Source organism: Carnobacterium sp. TMP28 (assembly GCF_047553015.1).
Classification (GTDB): Bacteria; Bacillota; Bacilli; order Lactobacillales; family Carnobacteriaceae; genus Carnobacterium_A.
On the sequence record NZ_CP180212.1, the window covers coordinates 1,091,632 to 1,110,294 of the forward strand.

Here is an 18,663-nt window from a genome sequence, read left to right on the forward strand (position 1 = left end):
ACTCCAATTATTAGTTTTTTGATTCTGATAAAGAACTTAATTGTTCTTGTGCCTCTTTACGCTGAATTCTTAATTGTTCAAATTGCTCGTTCAATTTTTTTAATTGCTCTTTATTAGTAGCATCTTGCTCATTAATAGCAGTCATTCCATCCGTCAAAGTCTGATAAGTAGCTTCTTCTGATGCGAGAGATTGGAAGTATTTTTCCTCTTCTGCTAAGTTTTTTTCGTAATGTTTAGTATAATCGTTAAGAGAGGTGCTGATTCTTTTCATGCTAGTCGTTAAGGAATCTATTTCTTTTTCAGGTAATGCTGTTCCATCATTTTCAACTAAACTTTTTCGTTTTAAATCTAACTCATTAATAGAAGCTTCAATCGCTTCAAGAGAACTTTTGCGCTCATCAATATTTTTAAAAATAGTTGACTCTTTGTCAGAAAAAGGTTTCTCTGCTTTATCTTTGGATAAAGTAGCTTCAAATGCTTCTTGCAATCCTTTTTCTTGTTTAGTAACCCTATTCAATTGTGTTACGATTGCTTCTTCAATAGGTTCAGTTTCTTTAATGTTCTTTGTAGCCTCTGCAATCCCGTCAGTTGTACAACCGGATAAAAACAAAGCGGTAGTCATAATAGCTGCTGTAGTACGTTTCTTCATTAGTTTCTCTCCTTATTCTTTCAATTTGAATGAGTAAAAATTAAGCGCATAAATAAAGGCGTTAGTTCTTTAAGAACAACTCAAATAAGTATACCAAAAGTTGAGAATATTCCCAAATCATATCTTTATTTTTCATCATACTGTCATAATAGTAAAAAAAGGACAAAAAAATAATCCTCATCCATCATTTAATGGAGGGGATTTAAAAAAAGGTAGACAGCAATTCTTATGGACGAATGACTAAGTCTACCTATGCAATAGAATACAAATCTTTTTTGGCATCTTCTTTATTACTAAAGATAAAGAAGTCTTCTTGGTGATAACCAATTTCTAGTTCGTTGTGATACGAAACAGAAGTGGTATCGATGATAATGTATCTCATAGTTACTCGGTTTTCGCTATCTTCTAAATCAAGCGCTAGTTGGTAATCTTCATTTTTGAATAACATCTTTTTAATCAACCAAACTTTTTCAATCATTGGTTTTTTCATTTTTAAATCATTTCCTTTCTTTGTCCATAGACAATTATACACCTTATACTAGATAAATACCAACTATTATTGCTTAAAAGCTAGAAAGATAAGAAAAAACTATCCCTAATGGATGATATCATGTAAAATGAAAAGAAAGTTCCTATCTACCTATTCTATTGTGAAAAAGTGAGGTTTATGAATGTTTTTATATTATATTTTGGCTCTTTTGATTATTGGAATTGATCAATTTACTAAATACTTGACCGTTGCAACTATAGATTTATACGAAGTGGTAGAAGTTTTCCCTTCTCTTTTATCATGGATGTATCTACAAAACACTGGTGCAGCATGGAGTATTTTAGAAGGACAAATGTGGTTTTTTTATATTGTTACAGCCATCGTGGTAGTTATTGTGGTTTATTATTTACAGAAATATGGTCGTCAAAGCCGTTTGTTGTCCTTATCCTTAACGTTTGTTTTGGCAGGCTCGATAGGAAATGTCATCGACCGTATTCGACTAGGTTATGTAGTAGATATGATTCGTTTAGAGTTTATCGATTTCCCTATTTTCAATGTCGCTGATATGGCGTTGTCTGTTGGAGTTGGATTAATGATTTTGTATGTATTTTTAGATGAACAAGATAAAAAAAGGAAATTACATTAGTAGTTTATAATGAAAAAGGAGTTTTTACATGTCTCAAACGTATCAATTTAAAATAGAAAATGAAAATGGTCGCTTAGATAAAGTGGTTGTTGAACTGCTTCCTACATTTACCCGCTCTCATGTTCAACAATGGATCAAAGAAGGCGACGTGACTGTCAACAAAAATAGCGCAAAGCCAAACTATAAAGTTCAAGTAGGCGATATCATTGATATTACTGAGCCAGAATTAATTCCTCTTAATGTTGAAGCAGAGGATATTCCTATCGAAATCGTCTTTGAAGATGAAGATATGCTCGTTATCAATAAACCACAAGGAATGGTTGTTCATCCTTCAGCAGGACACCAGTCAGGAACGCTAGTAAATGCCCTAATGTTCCATGTAAAAGATTTATCAGGAATAAACGGAACCATTAGACCGGGTATTGTCCATCGTATTGACAAAGATACAAGTGGGCTATTAATGGTAGCTAAAAATGACTTAGCGCATGAAAATCTTGCTGCGCAGTTAAAAGACCATTCTTCTTTAAGAGAATATTATGCATTAGTTCATGGCGTTATTCCTCACGATAAAGGGACGATTGACGCACCTGTTGGACGTTCTAAAAATGATCGTAAAAAACAAGACATCATTGATGATGGACGTGCAGCAATTACACATTTCCAAGTTCTTGAACGATTTAAAGACTTCACGCTCGTTTCTCTTAAATTAGAAACAGGCAGAACACATCAAATCAGAGTTCATATGAAATATATTGGCTATCCTTTAGCTGGCGATCCTATTTATGGACCAAGAAAAACACTGCCTGGTAAAGGACAATACCTTCATGCACGTGTTTTAGGATTTAACCATCCCAAAACAAATGAATTCTTAACTTTTGAAGCACCACTGCCTAAATTATTTGAAGATACCCTTACTGAATTGAGAGAAACCCGTTGACATTTTTTAATCAACAAGGTAAAGTCTTGAATAGAAGCAAGTGAAAGAAATCCTTTAACTCCAGTCCTGTGAGACTAAGAAGGAGCATACACGTAGGCATCACTTGTTGACGTTATCTGTTTAGATAGCATCAACGAGTGATGTTAGATGCCCTCTTACCTAATAGCATAGGTGAGAGGGCATCTTTTCAAATAATGTTGGTTCAGTAAATAGGCAATCATTATAGAGTATTTAAAGGAGCGGATAAGATGACAATTAAATCTGAAGTAGAAGTAGTCGATGCAGCAGCAATGAAACGTGCACTAACACGTATTACGTATGAAATTATTGAACAAAATAAAGGACTAGAAGACTTGGTTCTTGTTGGAATAAAGACAAGAGGCATTTATCTTGCCCAGCGTATTGCTAATCGAATGAAAGAACTTGAAGGAGTAACTATCCCAGTAGGAGAATTGGATATCTCTTTATACCGTGACGATGTTCATACAAGTACGGATACAGAGCCTGAAATAAAAGGATCCAGTATTCCCGTTAGTATTGAAGGCAAGCAAGTCATTTTAATTGATGATGTCTTGTTTACTGGACGGACTATTCGTGCGGCATTAGATGCTTTAATGGATATTGGAAGACCTATAAAAATCTCTTTAGCAGTCCTAGTAGATAGAGGCCACAGAGAATTGCCAATTCGTGCTGATTTTGTTGGGAAAAATATTCCTACTTCAATAGAAGAGCAAATAAAAGTTGCTGTTCAAGAAATTGACGAAGAAGACCATGTTTTAATTCAAAAATTAAAAAAATAAATGTGAAACTTTAATTGAGTCCAGAGAGACGCAAAAGGTCACTATCTCATTTTACTACGCTAATTTGACCAATCGTTAGTAGTAAAGGATAGAACCCAGCAGTCTTTCTTAGACTGCTGGGTTTTTGTTTACCTAAAAATGAACGAGAAAAATAAAAGGAAATGAGTAAGAAATAATCTATTAATGCAACCAATAATAAAAAATAAAAAAGAGATGAGTGTGGATGATTATGACAATCTGGATAAAAAATGCTGTTACATTAAATCAAAAAGGACAATTTGTACCAACTGAAATGATAGTAGATAAAGGGGTTATTCAATCTATTGTGTATGAACAAGCGTTGTTCTCAAAAGAAGAAGGGCTATCTATTGATACAATCGATGCAAAAGGCGCTTTAATGACTCCTGGACTAATTGATGTTCACGTTCATTTGAGAGAACCTGGCTATACTAATAAAGAAACAATTAAAACAGGCACAATGGCTGCAGCAAGAGGGGGATTTACGACGATTTGTGCGATGCCTAATGTGAATCCAGAACCGGATACGGTCGAAAAAATGACTGCCATTCAAGAGAAAATTAGAACAGATGCACAAATCAACGTTTTACACTATGCCCCGATAACAATGGGGCTAAAAAGTGATCACTTAACCGATCAACAAGCCTTACTAGCTGCCGGAGCATTTGCTTTCACGAATGATGGAGTAGGCGTACAAACAGCCGGAACGATGTATCAAGCAATGGTAGAAGCTGCAAAAAATAAAACAACTATTGTTGCTCATACAGAAGATGATTCGTTGTTATTTGGTGGAGTGATGCACGAAGGAACCCGTAATAAAGAGTTAGGCTTACCTGGTATCTTAAGTATTACAGAAGCTAGCCAGATCGCTAGAGATGTCCTAATTAGTGAAGCAACCGGTGCTCATTACCACGTTTGTCATGTTTCAACAAAAGAAAGTGTGCGAGTCATAAGAGAGGCTAAGCGCGCTGGGATAAAGGTAACAGCTGAAGTTACTCCTCATCATTTGTTGCTGACAGAAGAAGATATTCCCTCAGATACAAGTATCTATAAAATGAATCCACCTTTGAGAAGTAAAAAAGATCGAGAAGCTCTGATTTTAGGGTTATTAGATGGTACAATTGATTTAATAGCGACTGACCATGCACCACATACAGAGGAAGAAAAAAAAGGCGGAATGAAAAACTCTCCGTTTGGTATCACAGGAAGTGAAACAGCTTTTTCTTTGCTTTATACTTATTTAGTAGAGCCTGGTACAGTAACGTTAGAACAATTGGTCAGTTGGTTAACGGTTAAACCGGCAACCGTTTTTGGATTACATACTGGCGTTCTTAAAGTCGGTTATCCAGCAGATATTTCTTTATTTGATTTAAAAACAGAAAACAGTCTTTTAGCAAAAGATTTTTTATCTAAGGCTACCAATACGCCATTTATCGGATGGAAAGTGAAAGGTACAACAGTGATGACCATTGTTGGTGGAAAAGTTGTTTATAAAAGGGAGAGCTAAGTATGGATCGAATACTACTGTTAGAAGATGGGTCATTATTTAAAGGAAAAGGATTTGGTTCTTTAATTGATACTATTGGAGAAGTGGTGTTTACAACCGGAGTTACAGGATACCAAGAAATTATTACAGATCAATCTTATAATGGACAAATGATTGTTTTTAATTACCCTTCTATTGGAAATACAGGAATCAATCGAAACGACTATGAATCGATTGAACCAACGTGTAAAGCTGTCATTGTTAAGGAATTTGCACGTGTCCCTTCTAATTGGCATAATCAGATGAATTTAGATGAGTTTTTAAAAAATAAAAAAATCCCAGGAATTACAGGAGTGGATACTCGTAAATTGATGCATCTTCTTCAAAATAAAGGCGTTATGCGTGGCACAATTGTTGATGCACATGATGATTTCAAGCATGCTTTTGATCAATTAAAAGCAACTGTTTTACCCATTCAACAAGTCGAACAAGTATCGACATCAAGAGCATATGTTAGCCCAGGGAATGAGCGCACAATCATTGTAATTGATTTTGGCTTAAAGCACAGTTTATTAAAGGAATTAAATAAACGCAATTGCCAAGTCACTGTCTTACCGTATGGTACAACAGCTGAGTCTATTTTAAACTTAGAACCTGATGGAGTTTTATTAACTAATGGACCTGGTAACCCTAATGATTTACCCACGGTCTTGACAATGATCCAAGCTATTCAAAGTGAAGTACCTTTGTTTGCGACAGGCTTAGGACACCAGTTAATGGCGTTAGCTAATGGGTGTACAGTTGTAAAAATGAAAGTAGGACATAGGGGTCTAAATCATCCAGTAAAAGATTTAGCTACAGGGACTTTTTATCTAACAGCGCAAAACCACGGCTTTTTAGTTGATTCGGATTCTATTGACCAAACAGTACTAGCAGTTACTCATATTGAATTAAACGATGGATCAATTGAAGGGATAAAACACCGCTATTTGCCTTCATTTAGTGTTCAATTTAATCCAGATGCTGCACCTGGACCACATGATGCCACGCATCTATTTGATCAATTCATGGCATCAGTTGATGATTGGAAGGAGAAAAAGGGTGTATGACAAAACGACTAGACTTAAAAAAAATAGTTATTATAGGTTCTGGTCCAACGATTATTGGGCAATCTGCAGAGTTTGACTATGCTGGAACTCAAGCTTGTTTATCGCTTAAAGAAGAAGGATACGAAGTGATTTTAATAAATTCAAATCCTGCTTCGATTATGACCGATAAAGGAATGGCTGATCGCGTGTATATCGAGCCCTTAACAGTAGAGTTTATTTCTAAAATTTTGCGAAAAGAACGACCAGATGCCTTGATTCCAACTTTAGGTGGTCGGACATCTTTAAATGCAACAATGGAACTAGCAGATTCAGGACTACTAGATGAGCTGGGCATTGAGTTATTAGGAGTGACCCTGGAAGCTATAAAAACGACAGAGTATCCAGATTTATTTAAAGAATTAATGAAAGAACTAAAGGAGCCTACACTTGAAAGTAGAGTGGTTCAGACCATTGAAGAAGCGGTACTTTTCTCTGAACAGGTATCTTTTCCTTTGATCGTAATGTCAATGAGCAATAAAGTGGGGTCTGTTAAAGTAAATTGCACTAATTTAACAGAATTAGAAAACGCACTAACTAAAAGTTTAGTACGTTCACCTATTAATAAATGTTTGGTCGAAAGACAAGTCTCTGGTTATAAAGAAGTAGAGTACGAAGTGATTCGTGATCAGAAAAATCAAGCAATGGTTATTTGTCAATTAGAACATTTTGACCCTGTGGGTATACATACAGGAGATTCCATTGTATTTTCTCCTACTCAAACATTAACAGACAAGCAACATCAACTGCTTCGTGATGCTTCTTTAACTATTATTCGTGCTTTAAGTATTAAAGGAAGCTGCACTATTCGCTTTGCTCTTGAACCATTTTCTTCAAATTACGTCATTTTAGGAGTGAATTTGTGTGTCAATCGTTCAACAGCATTAGCGAGTAAAGCGACTGGCTATCCAATTGCAAGAACAGCAGCAAAGTTAGCTGCTGGATTTTCAATGGATGAAATCAAAAATTCGGAAACGGGTGAGTTCATTTTTGAATTTGAACCAGCAATGGATTACATCGTTTCGAAAATTCCACGTTGGCCATTTGACACATTTGAAAAAGGCGACCGAAAACTAGGACTACAAATGAAATCAACTGGAGAAGCAATGGCATTTGGACGAACCGTAGAAGAATCCTTATTAAAAGCTGTTCGTTCTTTAGAAATAGGAGTTTCTCATCTATATTTAGCAGACTTATCTGCCGCTTCAGATGAAGAAGTGCTTCAAAAAGTCAGTCATGCACAAGATAATCGGTTGTTTTATTTAGTGGAAATTATCCGTAGGGAATACCCAATCGTAACATTAGCTGAAAAAACAGGCATTGATTTATTTTTCTTAGATAAGTTAGCTCATATTGTTGAAATTGAAAAAAAACTGAGCAACCATTTATTTGATCAAGAGACGTTACTTTATGCTAAATCTTTCGGGTTTTCAGATGCATTTATTGCATTACTTTGGCAAACAACTGAATCAATAGTCAGAGACTTTCGTTACACTAATAAGATTATACCCGTTTATAAGCAACTAGGTCCGTATTCTCTGGAGCGAAAAACAAAGAGTGCTGGTTTTTATAGTACGTATGAAGAAGAAAACGAAAGCATGCCAACCGCTAAGAAATCTATTTTAGTTTTAGGTTCTGGACCAGCACGAATTGGTCAAGGAATGGAATTTGACCATGCCCTTTTTCATGCGATTAAAGCCATTCAAAAAGCGGATTATGAGGCAATTATTTTAAACAATAATCCTGAAACGGTTTCAACTGACTTTTTATTATCAGATAAATTGTATTTTGAACCCTTAACATTAGAAGACATTTTGAATGTGATTTATTTAGAAAACCCTGTTGGAGTGATTTTTCAGTTTGGTGGACAAACAGCTGCTGCCTTAGCAAAATTGTTAAAGCTATTAGGTGTTTCAATATTAGGGAATGTTTTTTTAGATAGTCTCAATAGCAACAATCCAATAGCGTTTGAAGAAACACTCATCCATTCAGGAATTCCAATAGCCATAAGCGCTAGTGTAGCAACTAAAAAAGAAGCTCTTATTAGTGCCAAGCAAATAGGGTATCCGATACTGATTCAACCAGTTGTTCGACTTAATGAAAACAAGATTGATCTGATTGATAATCAACTAGAGTTGGAAAAATTTATGAAACGCTCGCTTACTCATTCGACTTTCTTTATCACCCAATATCTTAATGGAATAGAAGTAGAAGTCAGTTCAATAAGTGATGGTGAGGCTATTTTAATTCCAGGTATTGTTGAATACATCGAACGCTCTGGTATCCATTCGGGAGATTCAATGGCTGTCTATCCAACTCAATCATTGAAGCCAGAAATAAAACAACTGATTATTCAATACACAAAACAACTATCCAACCACTTAGGGTGTATTGGGTTAATGACGAGCCAATTTGTTGTCTTCGAAGATCAAGTCTATCTCAATAGCGTGCATTTTCATGCTAGTCGAACGGCACCATTTCTAAGTAAAATAACCAACATACCTATAGCAGAGGTAGCGACCAATAGTATTTTAGGCCAGTCACTAAAGAATCAAGGTTACCAAGACGAGCTAGTGCCAGAGTCTAGTAAGGTTCATGTGAAAACACCTGTCTTTTCTTTTGCTCAGTTACAAAAGGTGGATGCTCTATTGGGTCCGATAATGAAATCAACTGGTGAAGTGATGGGAAGTGATCGGACACTCGAGAAAGCTCTTTACAAAGCTTTTGAAGCGAGCTCATTACATTTAGCCGATTATGGAACAGTTTTATTGACGCTCACAGATAAAGATAAAGAAGAGTGTTACGCTATTGCAGAGCGATTTCATCAAATAGGTTATCAGATTATTGCAACAAGTGGAACAGAGAAATTTTTGAAAAACAAAAATATACCTGTCCAATCGATAGCAAAACTAGATGAAAGAAAAGAAGAAAATATTTTAGATGTCATTGCTAGAGGGAAAGTTCAACTCGTTATTAATACAATCGGTCGGACTAAAAAAGGGGCAAAAGATGGTGAGTTGATTCGAAAAAGTACTATCGAACACGGAATCCCCTTATTGACTTCATTAGATACAGCTGCCGCTATCTTAAGTGTGCTAGAGGCTAGAACATTTATGACTCAGCCATTATAAAAACTAGAAAATTTCAAAAAATAAACGACTAATTAGGAGGAAAATAAATGACTCAATTAAGTGTTCATTTACCAGGACTTCATCTTAAAAATCCAATCATGCCTTCTAGTGGAACATTTGGCTTTGGTGAAAGACATATGGGCAAGTTTGACTACAATATTCTAGGAGCTATTATCATTAAATCGACTACAAGTCAGGCTCGAGTAGGTAATCCAGAGCCTACTTATTATCAGTTAGATACAGGTATTTTAAATGCAATAGGACTAAAAAATCCAGGCGTCGATGTGATTATAAATGAAAAATTGCCAGCTCTAAAAGAGTTTGATACACCGATTATTGCTAGTGTAGCAGGGAATACAACCGCTGAATTTGTTGAGGTGACAAAAAAATTATGTCAGTCTCCTTATGTAAAAGCTCTTGAATTAAACGTATCTTGCCCGAATGTTGCAGAAGGTGGACTAACGTTTGGTTCAAATCCTGAAGCTGTCCGTTCAATGACAGAAGCGGTTAAAAAAGTAGCAACTTTGCCAGTTTATGTAAAATTAACTCCTAATGTGACAGATATTGTCGCTATTGCTCGAGCAGCTGAACAAGGTGGTGCTGATGGCATTAGTATGATCAATACGTTTTCTAGTATGGTCATTGATTTAAAGACACGAAAACCAATTCTTTCTAATAAAACAGGTGGATTATCTGGATCAGGTATTAAGCCGATAGCAATAAGAATGGTTTACCAAGTTTCCAGAGCTGTTTCCATTCCGATAATCGGAATGGGTGGTGTATCAACTGTTGATGATGTATTAGAGATGATTATGGCGGGAGCTAGTGCCGTTGCTATTGGGACAGCCCAATACAATAATCCCCTAGTATGCAAAGAACTAATTGAAGCATTGCCTGTTAGAATGAAAGAATTAGGAATAGAAAGTATTGAAGGATTAATAAAAGAAGTGAAAGAAGGCAGATTAAATGAAAACTAAACCAATTGTTGCATTAGATTTTTCTACAAGCTCAGAAATCAAACAATTTTTAAATGAATTTAAAGAAGAATCATTAGTTGTAAAAGTTGGGATGGAATTATACTATCAAAATGGTCCAGAAATCGTTCGATACATTAAAAGTCTAGGACATGAAATTTTTTTAGACTTAAAATTGCATGATATTCCTAATACTGTTAAACGTTCTATGCAAGGTTTAGCAGCTTTAGATATTGATATGATAAATGTCCATGCTGCAGGCGGAAAAGAAATGATGCAAGCTGCGATGGAAGGGATCATTGCTGGCACACCGGCTGGAAAAGAACGTCCTAAACTAATAGCAGTAACACAGTTGACGTCGACTACTCAAGAAGCGATGCAAACAGAGCAATTAATCACTGTTCCTTTATTGGAGAGTGTTGTTCATTATGCAAAATTGACGCAGTCTGCTGGTTTAGATGGTGTAGTTTGCTCTGCATTAGAAGCTCGTTTAATTAAAGAACAAACCTCTACTAATTTTTTGTGTGTTACACCAGGAATACGATTAAAGACTGACGAACAAGGGGATCAAAAAAGAATTGCTACACCAGATTTTGCTAGAAAAAATGGAGCAAGCTTTATTGTTGTTGGACGCCCAATTACATTAGCAAAAGATCCAGTAGCAGCGTATCATTCAATTAAAAACCAATGGAACGGAGTCGAAAATTAAATGACAACCAAACAAATTATTGCCAAACACTTACTAGATATTGAGGCAGTTAGTTTAAGTCCAGCTAATCCTTTTACTTGGGCAAGTGGTCTAAAAAGTCCTATTTATTGTGATAACAGAATTACAATGAGCTACCCAACTGTACGAAAAGAAATTGCGAAAAGTATGGCTGAGTTAATAAAAAAGGACTATCCTGATGCAGAAGTTATAGCAGGAACTGCTACAGCTGGCATACCTCATGCGGCATGGGTTGCTGATTTATTAGATTTACCGATGATTTATATTCGAGGAAAAGCTAAAGAACACGGTAAAGGGAATCAAATTGAAGGCAGACTTTTGCCAGGACAAAAAGTAGTTGTTATAGAAGACTTAATTTCAACAGGAGGAAGCGTCTTAGAGGCAGCAAGTGCACTCAAGAGTAATGGAGCTATTGTTCTCGGGGTAGCAGCTATTTTTACTTATGAATTACCAAAAGGAGTCGACAATTTTAAAAAGAATCAGCTGTCTATGAAGACATTAACGGATTATACAACATTGACCGAAGTTGCCTTAGAAACTAGCGCTATTTCAAATGAGGAAATGACGCTTTTGAAAAAATGGAAAAAAGATCCTATTCATTGGAATGATTAATTAAATTGAAAAAACTTGCCAAAGCTTATTTAATAGGCTTTAGCAAGTTTTTTAAGTTGATTTAAAGGCGTTAAATAAGAAAAAACGACTTGCGAGATAGAAAGAGCGTATAGCAGATAATGTTTATTCCTTTAATTTTTTGACTAAGTCTTTATCTGGTGTCACAAAAACTGTTTGTTGCCCTTCATAAATAACAAATCCTGGTTTTGCACCATTAGGTTTTTTAATTTTTTTGACTTCTACAACATCAACGGGAACAGAAGCTGAAAGTTGAGATTTAGAAAAATAAGCTGCAATATTTGCTGCTTCACTAATTGTTTGTTCGGAAGGATTATTGTTTTGAATAATAACATGAGAACCTGGAATATTTTTCGTGTGAAGCCAAATATCTGACTTTTTAGCGGTTTTCATTGTCAATAAGTCATTTTGTAAATTATTTTTTCCTACTAGGATAGTATCGCCATCACTAGAAATATATTTATCAGGACTACTAGCTTTTTGTTTCTTTTGCTTTTTCTGATTTTTTTTGTATTTTTTTCTCAAATAACCCTGTTGAACTAATTCTTCCTTAATTTCAGCAACGTCTTTTGGTGTAGCTAATTCTAATTGTGTAGAAACAGAATCTAAATAATCAATCTCTTCTTTTGTTAATCGAATTTGTTCCGTTACAAAAATAATAGCATTTTTTAACTTTTGGTATTTTGAAAAATACTTTTGAGCATTTTGAGAAGGAGTACTTCTTGGATTCAAGTTAATCTTTAAAGGTTGATCATCATCATAAAAATTCGGTAAAGTGACTTCTTTTTGACCTTTGTATAGTTCATGTAAATAAGCGGTTAGTATTTCTCCGCGAAGTCGATAATCATCAGCTAATTCTGTTTCTCGCATTGTTTTTTCAAGTTTTTTCATTTTTTTAACGTTACGTTGTAATTCTACTTGAACGATATGGATCAAATCAGAGGCTTGTTGTTGTACACGATCTTTTTCAGCTTTGACTTGATAATACTGATCTAATAAAATACTTAAAGTAGGATATATTTCGGTTTCACCATCTAAACTAAGATAGGGAACAGGTGTGAAAAACAACTTCTTATTAAAAGTTGTTAAAGTAGGCTCAAGTTTTCTTTGTCTTATAACGTTAACGAATGATTCGAGTGTCGGTTTTAAGTTATTTAATTGATCTTCACAACGATAAGCTAATTCTTTAGCTGTTTCAGAACCAATCCCTTGGTATTGTGTTTGAATACGTTGTTGCAAAGAGAAGTCTTCCTGATTTTCACTAGTATACATAGCTTTTATCGGACCAACCTCAAAAGGATTTAACTTTTCTTGGTAAGGTGGATTAACATACGTTGAACCAGGCATCATTGTTCGGAAAGTATTTTGACTTACCGGAACATGTTTAATGGTATCAATGATACGGTTAGTATCTTGCTCGACTAAAAAGAGATTACTGTGTCTGCCCATTAATTCCACAATTAACATCACATTTTGGATATCACCTAACTCATCACGACTTTTAAACGTAAAATGAATCATTCGATCATTGCCAACTTGTTGGATATCTTCTAAAACAGCTCCTTCTAAATGCTTACGCATAACCATACAAAAATTAGGAGGAGAACTAGGGTTTTCATAAGGAATTTCTGTTAGTTGAATTCTTGCGTAACTTGGATGAGCAGATAATAACAATTTATGATTTTTACCATTTGCTCGCATGACAAGAATAATTTCATTTTTGTAAGGTTGTTGTACTTTTGATACACGGCCATTTTTAAGGCCCATTCTTAATTCATCCACCATTGCATGAGTGAATATTCCATCAAATGACATATTAGTTGCCCTTCTTTCCATACTTAAGCGAAAAACTAGCTTATTCCATTTTTAATCATAAAACACTAGAGAGTTAGTTACTTATTTTCTTTATTTTTCTCTTTATGATTATACCATTATTTAGACAGAAGATAAATTAGTTGGAAAAATCTACTGAAAAAGGTATGATTTAGTTGTGTTACTGTATAAATGGATGATAAGTAAAGGAGAAAAAAATGGATTGGTATTATGAAGGAGAACGAAAGCCAGAAAACTGGAAAAATATTTGTAAAGCATTTGAAAAAGCAGAAAATACAAGTTTGCAATCTCCTATACAACTGTGTGAAAAAACTACTGAAGAATTTACTTATGATAAACCTTTTGCTACGAGATATCAATTCACTCAATTTGAAACATCGTTCTTTAATCATACCGTTCACTTGACACCGCTAGCTAGTGAAGAATTAAATGTTCTGTTTTTTGATCATAAAAAATATGTTTTAGATGATATTCATTTTCATTTACCTAGTGAACATCAAATTAATCATGAGTCTTTTCCTTTAGAAATGCATTTAGTACATAGATCTAAAGATAATGAACTCTTGGTGTTAGGAATTACTGTATTGCCAAATAAAGAACCAGCTAATTTTGAAAAATCTCGTTTAGATAGTTTAGCTTTAAATCCAAGGGTATCCGGAAGGGGCCTAATAGTACCTGTTGATGTAGCAAAATTATTACCTTCGAAGAAGCAGTTTTTTCATTATACCGGTTCGTTGACGACTCCTCCAACAATAGGTCCAGTTAATTGGATTGTTTTTAAAAATCAAACGTACATGCGTAAGGGTTTATTGCAAGCATTCAAAGAAAATATAGGTAAAACAAATCGACCCCTTCAACCATTGGGAAATCGGGTTGTTTACCTATCGAATTAATTTTTTTTATTATTTTCTACTTTCTGCTTGACTCTTAAGAAAACACCTAGTACACTAGGTCAAATAGCTTTTAAAAAAACCAACAGAAGGAGTGTCTATCATGATTCAATTTGTATTTGTTAGCAATAAATTAAATAGCCGTTGGCAAAACCAAGATAGACAGGTTGATTTATGAGATAGTCTCATAGATACAACCTTCAGGAAGTATTCTGAATGAGTATCTATGTTGGTTTATTTAAGCAAACCGGAAATAACTCCACACATAGAGTAGACTTTTATTTATTCTGTGTGGGGTTGTCGTATGTAGACAGTTACCACAAGTGCTTCTTGTGGTAACTGTTTATTTTTTTATCCTTTTTCAATAAAAAATTAAACAAAAAAATAAGTCTGGTGATTTTTAAAACAAATAAAAAACTAAGTGGAGGCATAAAAATGAAAAAAATGATTGGATTTATTGGGTTACTAAGTATTGTATTGGCTTTTGCTTTTTATAAAGAGAAAGAAGAGTCAAATGCAAAAGAGAAAGAAAATTTACCAGTGGTAGGCATCTTGCAATTAACTAGCCATCCAGCATTAGATATCATTTATGAAGGAATTATTGATGCATTAGAAAAAGAAGGTTTTACAGATGGAGAAACGGTGACAATTGATTTTCAAAATGCACAAGGAGATCAAAGTAATTTGAATTCGATGAGCACCCGTTTTGTTAGTCGCAATGCCGCATTAATGATTGGAATTGCAACACCTTCTGCTCAAGCTTTGGCTAATAGTTCAAAGGATATTCCAATCATTCTTGGTGCAGTAACTGATCCAGAAGGTGCTGGCCTAGTAAAAGATAATGAGAATCCAGGAGAAAATATAACTGGCGTAAGCGATCTAACACCGATTAAAGAACAATTTGAATTGATTAAAGAAATCCTTCCAGAGGCGAAAAAAATAGGGATTATTTATTCTTCAAGTGAGGACAATTCGATTGTTCAAGCAAAGCAAGCTAGTGAAATAGCTGAGTCAATGGGGTACGAAACAATTACATCTACAGTATCATCTACAAATGATGTTTCACAAGTTAGTTCCTCTTTAGTTAGCCAAGTAGATGCCGTTTGGGTTCCAACAGATAATACGATTGCAAGCTCAATGAGTACACTGGTTGCTGCAGCGGATAATAGTCAAATACCTATTTTTCCAGCTGTCGATACGATGGTAAATGAAGGTGGCTTAGCTACTGTAGGATTAAATCAGTACGAACTAGGAAGATTAACTGGTCAAATGGCTGCTACAGTCCTTAAGGGTGATAATAAGCCAGGAACGATGCCTATCCAGTATTTAAAAGAAGGAGACGTCATTATTAATCTTGAAAAAGCAGAAAAGTTAGGAATCACTATTCCTAAAAGTGTTTCAGATCGAGTGAAAAATTACTAACTTATAGAAGGCAGGAAGAAAAATGAATTTAATCACAACAGCTACTGCACAAGGATTACTATTTGGCATAATGGCTCTAGGAATCTTTATCACTTATCGTATTTTAGACTTACCAGATATGACAGCTGAAGGCTCCTTTCCTTTGGGAGCAGCTGTTTGTGCTCGTTTAATAGTGACGGGTGTACACCCGATAATCGCTACATTGATTGCTTTTTTTGTTGGTGCTTTAGCGGGTTCCATTACAGGTTTCTTAATTACAAAAGCTAAAATACCTGGTCTACTTGCAGGTATTCTAACAATGACAGCTTTGTATTCGATTAATTTGAGAATTATGAATCGAGCGAATTTGAGTCTATTAGGAAAAGAAAAAATAACCGATTTGTTTGAATCTTTTTCATTGCCGAACCAATTTGATACTATCTTTATGGCTTTAATTCTAGTTGCTTTTATGATAGTTAGCCTGTTTCTTTTTTTCAAAACTGAATTTGGCCAAGCCATTATTGCTACAGGAGACAATGAGAAAATGGCTCGTTCATTAGGGATATCTACTGACCAGACTAAAATATTAGGATTAATGCTTTCAAATGGAATCATAGCAGGGGCAGGAGCTTTAATCGCACAGGATAATGGATATGCTGATATTAGTATGGGAATTGGCACAATTGTTATTGGCTTAGCTTCAGTTATTATTGGGGAGGTCATCTTTGGTAATTTGACATTTGTTAATCGTTTAATCTGTGTTGTTTTAGGTGCAATTATTTACCGACTAATTATCATGTTCGTTTTACTAGTCGGACTCCAACCAAATGATTTGAAATTAATCTCTGCTTTTATCTTAGCTGTTTTCTTAGCACTACCAAGTTTAAGACAAAGATTTAATTTAAATTTCTTTACTAAAGAGAGGGTTTAACGATGACACAAAAAAATGTTCTCATTTTAAAAGATATTTCAAAAACATTCTATCCTGGAACGTTCAATCAAAATAACGTTTTAAACGAATTAAATTTAACGGTAAAAAAAGGTGACTTTATCACAATCATTGGTGGAAACGGATCTGGCAAATCTACCTTACTAAATAGTATTGCTGGAACTTTTTTAGTGGATAAAGGATCTATTAAAATTAATGAGAAAGAAATCAAAAAGTTAAAAGAAGAACAACGTGCAACCTTAATTGGCAGAGTATTTCAAGACCCCTTAGTGGGTACGGCACCAAGAATGACAGTCAGTGAAAATCTATCGATTGCTTATCGACGTGGACAAAAAAGAACACTAAAAAAAGGAAGCTCATCAGAAGAACGTCAGTATTTTGAAACTCTTTTAAAGAAATTAGACTTAGGTTTAGAAAAAAGACTAATGAGTGAAATGGGGTTGCTTTCTGGTGGACAAAGACAAGCAATTGCTTTGTTGATGGCAACAATGAAAAAACCCGAATTGCTTTTGTTAGATGAACATACTGCAGCATTAGATCCTAAAACAGCAAGTGTTGTCTTAGAGCTAACTCGAAAGAGGATAGAAGAAGAAGAATTAACAGCGTTAATGATTACACACAATATGCAAGATGCACTAAATTACGGAAATCGTTTAATTATGTTGGATAAAGGAAAAGTTGTTCTTGATCTTTCAGGCAAAGATAAACAAGATTTAACTGTTTCAGAAGTATTAAATCTTTTCCAAAAAAGTACGATGAATCAATTAGTGAATGATGAGTTGCTGTTTGACTGAAACTAATTTTATTTGTTAATTAGAAAGATAATAAAAAATTTAAAAGACGTCTTTCGCTGATTTAAAGGCTTTTTCATGAATGAAGAGATTTCTGCCCGTGAACTAGTTGATCAATTAGATGAATTCCAAAAACTTTATTCAACAATAGAAAAAACTATTTTAAAAAAGAATCGATTGAACACGTCTTCTTTTTCTATCATGAGTCAGCTTACTGAACAACCCTTAACCTTAAAACAACTAACCAGTCTTTTTTCCTTGGACAAATCAACCTTAAGTAGACAAGTGAATCAACTTGTTTACTTAAGATTGATTTTAAAAGAAGCTGGAACGGACAAGCGAGTCTTTTATTTAAGTACTTCAAAAGAGGCAAAGCAGTTAATGAATGCTATCCAATATGAGATAGAATTCTATATTTATGACTTATTTGCATTATGGCCCAACGATGAAAAAAATTATTACTGGTTCTTTTAGGCCGCATGAATCGGCGAATACGTTTAGCGAATGAATCAAAAATTAACCAATAAGTATCGATGTTGTGTTCTATCTTGAAAGTAGAAATGGTTTCATTTCATAAGGTTACTTGTTACACTGAGTTAACAACGAATGAATTGGAGTGAGTAAGATGAGCTTAGTAAATAAGAAAATTATTGCATTGGTAAGTGCTGATTTTGAGGATTTAGAATTGTGGTATCCTATTTATCGCCTACGTGAAGCTGGTGCAATAGTTGATTTAGTTGGTGAAGAAACTAATAAAGAGTACATTGGTAAGTATGGTGTTCCTGCGGTTTCTACTTTTAGTTTTAGTGAGATAAAAAAAGAGGAGTACGATGGTATTTTAGTACCAGGAGGCTGGTCACCGGATAAGTTAAGACGTTTTCCTGAAGTCATTGATCTTATAACTTATTTTAATGAACAGAAGAAACCAATTGGTCAGATTTGTCATGCAGGTTGGGTTTTAATTTCTGCTGGTATACTAAAAGGGGTAAATGTGACAAGCACACCTGGCATCAAAGATGATATGACTAATGCAGGAGCAATATGGCACGATGTTCCAGCGATTACAGATGGCCATATCATATCGAGTCGTAGACCACCAGATTTACCTGAATACATGAAACACTATATTGCTGCTTTTGAAGGATAAACTTAATGGTAAGAAAACC

At 34.7% G+C, this 18,663-nt stretch carries 18 protein-coding genes; 15 read left to right on the top strand and 3 right to left on the bottom strand.

Going from position 1 to position 18,663, the window contains the following annotated elements; all coding sequences use genetic code 11:
* Positions 1-10: 10 nt before the first annotated feature.
* A complete protein-coding gene (locus tag ACMHYH_RS05240) occupies positions 11-649 on the bottom strand; it encodes a YkyA family protein (protein ID WP_414840277.1) in 639 nt (212 codons plus the stop codon).
* A gap of 250 nt (positions 650-899) precedes the next feature.
* Positions 900-1,139, bottom strand: a complete 240-nt coding sequence (locus ACMHYH_RS05245) for a hypothetical protein (protein ID WP_414840278.1) — start codon at positions 1,137-1,139, stop codon at positions 900-902.
* A 181-nt stretch (positions 1,140-1,320) separates the two neighbouring features.
* Here ACMHYH_RS05245 and lspA point away from each other — a divergent pair, with 181 nt between their 5' ends.
* The 9 genes from lspA to pyrE all read left to right on the top strand — a co-directional run bounded on the left by lspA (position 1,321) and on the right by pyrE (position 11,615).
* Positions 1,321-1,785 carry a signal peptidase II gene (lspA, locus tag ACMHYH_RS05250; protein WP_414840279.1) on the top strand — a complete coding sequence of 155 codons (465 nt, stop codon included), beginning with the start codon at positions 1,321-1,323 and terminating at the stop codon, positions 1,783-1,785.
* Between the two features lie 28 nt (positions 1,786-1,813).
* The gene (locus ACMHYH_RS05255; RefSeq protein WP_414840280.1) at positions 1,814-2,722 is read left to right on the top strand and encodes an RluA family pseudouridine synthase; all 909 of its coding nucleotides are present in this window, start codon (positions 1,814-1,816) and stop codon (positions 2,720-2,722) included.
* A gap of 248 nt (positions 2,723-2,970) precedes the next feature.
* Entirely contained in the window at positions 2,971-3,522 is a 552-nt protein-coding gene (gene pyrR / locus ACMHYH_RS05260; protein WP_414840281.1) for a bifunctional pyr operon transcriptional regulator/uracil phosphoribosyltransferase PyrR, read from the top strand.
* A gap of 229 nt (positions 3,523-3,751) precedes the next feature.
* Positions 3,752-5,047: a dihydroorotase gene (locus ACMHYH_RS05265; RefSeq protein ID WP_414840282.1), complete on the top strand. Its 1,296-nt coding sequence runs from the start codon at positions 3,752-3,754 to the stop codon at positions 5,045-5,047.
* Positions 5,048-5,049: 2 nt separating this feature from the next.
* A complete protein-coding gene (locus tag ACMHYH_RS05270) occupies positions 5,050-6,135 on the top strand; it encodes a carbamoyl phosphate synthase small subunit (protein ID WP_414840283.1) in 1,086 nt (361 codons plus the stop codon).
* Positions 6,132-9,302, top strand: coding sequence for a carbamoyl phosphate synthase large subunit (locus tag ACMHYH_RS05275; RefSeq protein WP_414840284.1), 3,171 nt, complete (start codon positions 6,132-6,134; stop codon positions 9,300-9,302). The genes ACMHYH_RS05270 and ACMHYH_RS05275 overlap by 4 nt, the downstream gene beginning before the upstream one ends.
* Before the next feature lie 47 nt (positions 9,303-9,349).
* Positions 9,350-10,279 carry a dihydroorotate dehydrogenase gene (locus ACMHYH_RS05280; protein WP_414840285.1) on the top strand — a complete coding sequence of 310 codons (930 nt, stop codon included), beginning with the start codon at positions 9,350-9,352 and terminating at the stop codon, positions 10,277-10,279.
* A complete protein-coding gene (gene pyrF, locus ACMHYH_RS05285; protein ID WP_414840286.1) occupies positions 10,269-10,985 on the top strand; it encodes an orotidine-5'-phosphate decarboxylase in 717 nt (238 codons plus the stop codon). Before ACMHYH_RS05280 ends, pyrF begins: the two co-directional genes overlap by 11 nt.
* Positions 10,986-11,615: an orotate phosphoribosyltransferase gene (gene pyrE / locus ACMHYH_RS05290; RefSeq protein WP_414840287.1), complete on the top strand. Its 630-nt coding sequence runs from the start codon at positions 10,986-10,988 to the stop codon at positions 11,613-11,615. It abuts the gene before it with no gap.
* A 123-nt stretch (positions 11,616-11,738) separates the two neighbouring features.
* On the opposite strand, the gene ACMHYH_RS05295 is transcribed toward pyrE, so the two are convergent.
* Positions 11,739-13,448 carry an NFACT RNA binding domain-containing protein gene (locus tag ACMHYH_RS05295; RefSeq protein ID WP_414840288.1) on the bottom strand — a complete coding sequence of 570 codons (1,710 nt, stop codon included), beginning with the start codon at positions 13,446-13,448 and terminating at the stop codon, positions 11,739-11,741.
* A 215-nt stretch (positions 13,449-13,663) separates the two neighbouring features.
* On the opposite strand from ACMHYH_RS05295, the gene ACMHYH_RS05300 reads away from it, so the two are divergent.
* The 6 genes from ACMHYH_RS05300 (at position 13,664) to ACMHYH_RS05325 (ending at position 18,644) form a co-directional block, all read left to right on the top strand.
* The gene (locus tag ACMHYH_RS05300; RefSeq protein WP_414840289.1) at positions 13,664-14,359 is read left to right on the top strand and encodes a carbonic anhydrase family protein; all 696 of its coding nucleotides are present in this window, start codon (positions 13,664-13,666) and stop codon (positions 14,357-14,359) included.
* A 432-nt stretch (positions 14,360-14,791) separates the two neighbouring features.
* Entirely contained in the window at positions 14,792-15,778 is a 987-nt protein-coding gene (trpX, locus tag ACMHYH_RS05305) for a tryptophan ABC transporter substrate-binding protein (RefSeq protein ID WP_414840290.1), read from the top strand.
* A gap of 22 nt (positions 15,779-15,800) precedes the next feature.
* Entirely contained in the window at positions 15,801-16,688 is an 888-nt protein-coding gene (locus ACMHYH_RS05310) for an ABC transporter permease (RefSeq protein WP_414840291.1), read from the top strand.
* 2 nt (positions 16,689-16,690) lie between these two features.
* Complete coding sequence (locus ACMHYH_RS05315; RefSeq protein WP_414840292.1) at positions 16,691-17,500, top strand: ABC transporter ATP-binding protein; 810 nt, start codon at positions 16,691-16,693, stop codon at positions 17,498-17,500.
* A 75-nt stretch (positions 17,501-17,575) separates the two neighbouring features.
* The gene (locus ACMHYH_RS05320; protein WP_414840293.1) at positions 17,576-17,971 is read left to right on the top strand and encodes a MarR family winged helix-turn-helix transcriptional regulator; all 396 of its coding nucleotides are present in this window, start codon (positions 17,576-17,578) and stop codon (positions 17,969-17,971) included.
* Between the two features lie 151 nt (positions 17,972-18,122).
* Complete coding sequence (locus tag ACMHYH_RS05325) at positions 18,123-18,644, top strand: type 1 glutamine amidotransferase domain-containing protein (RefSeq protein WP_414840294.1); 522 nt, start codon at positions 18,123-18,125, stop codon at positions 18,642-18,644.
* Positions 18,645-18,663: the final 19 nt, after the last annotated feature.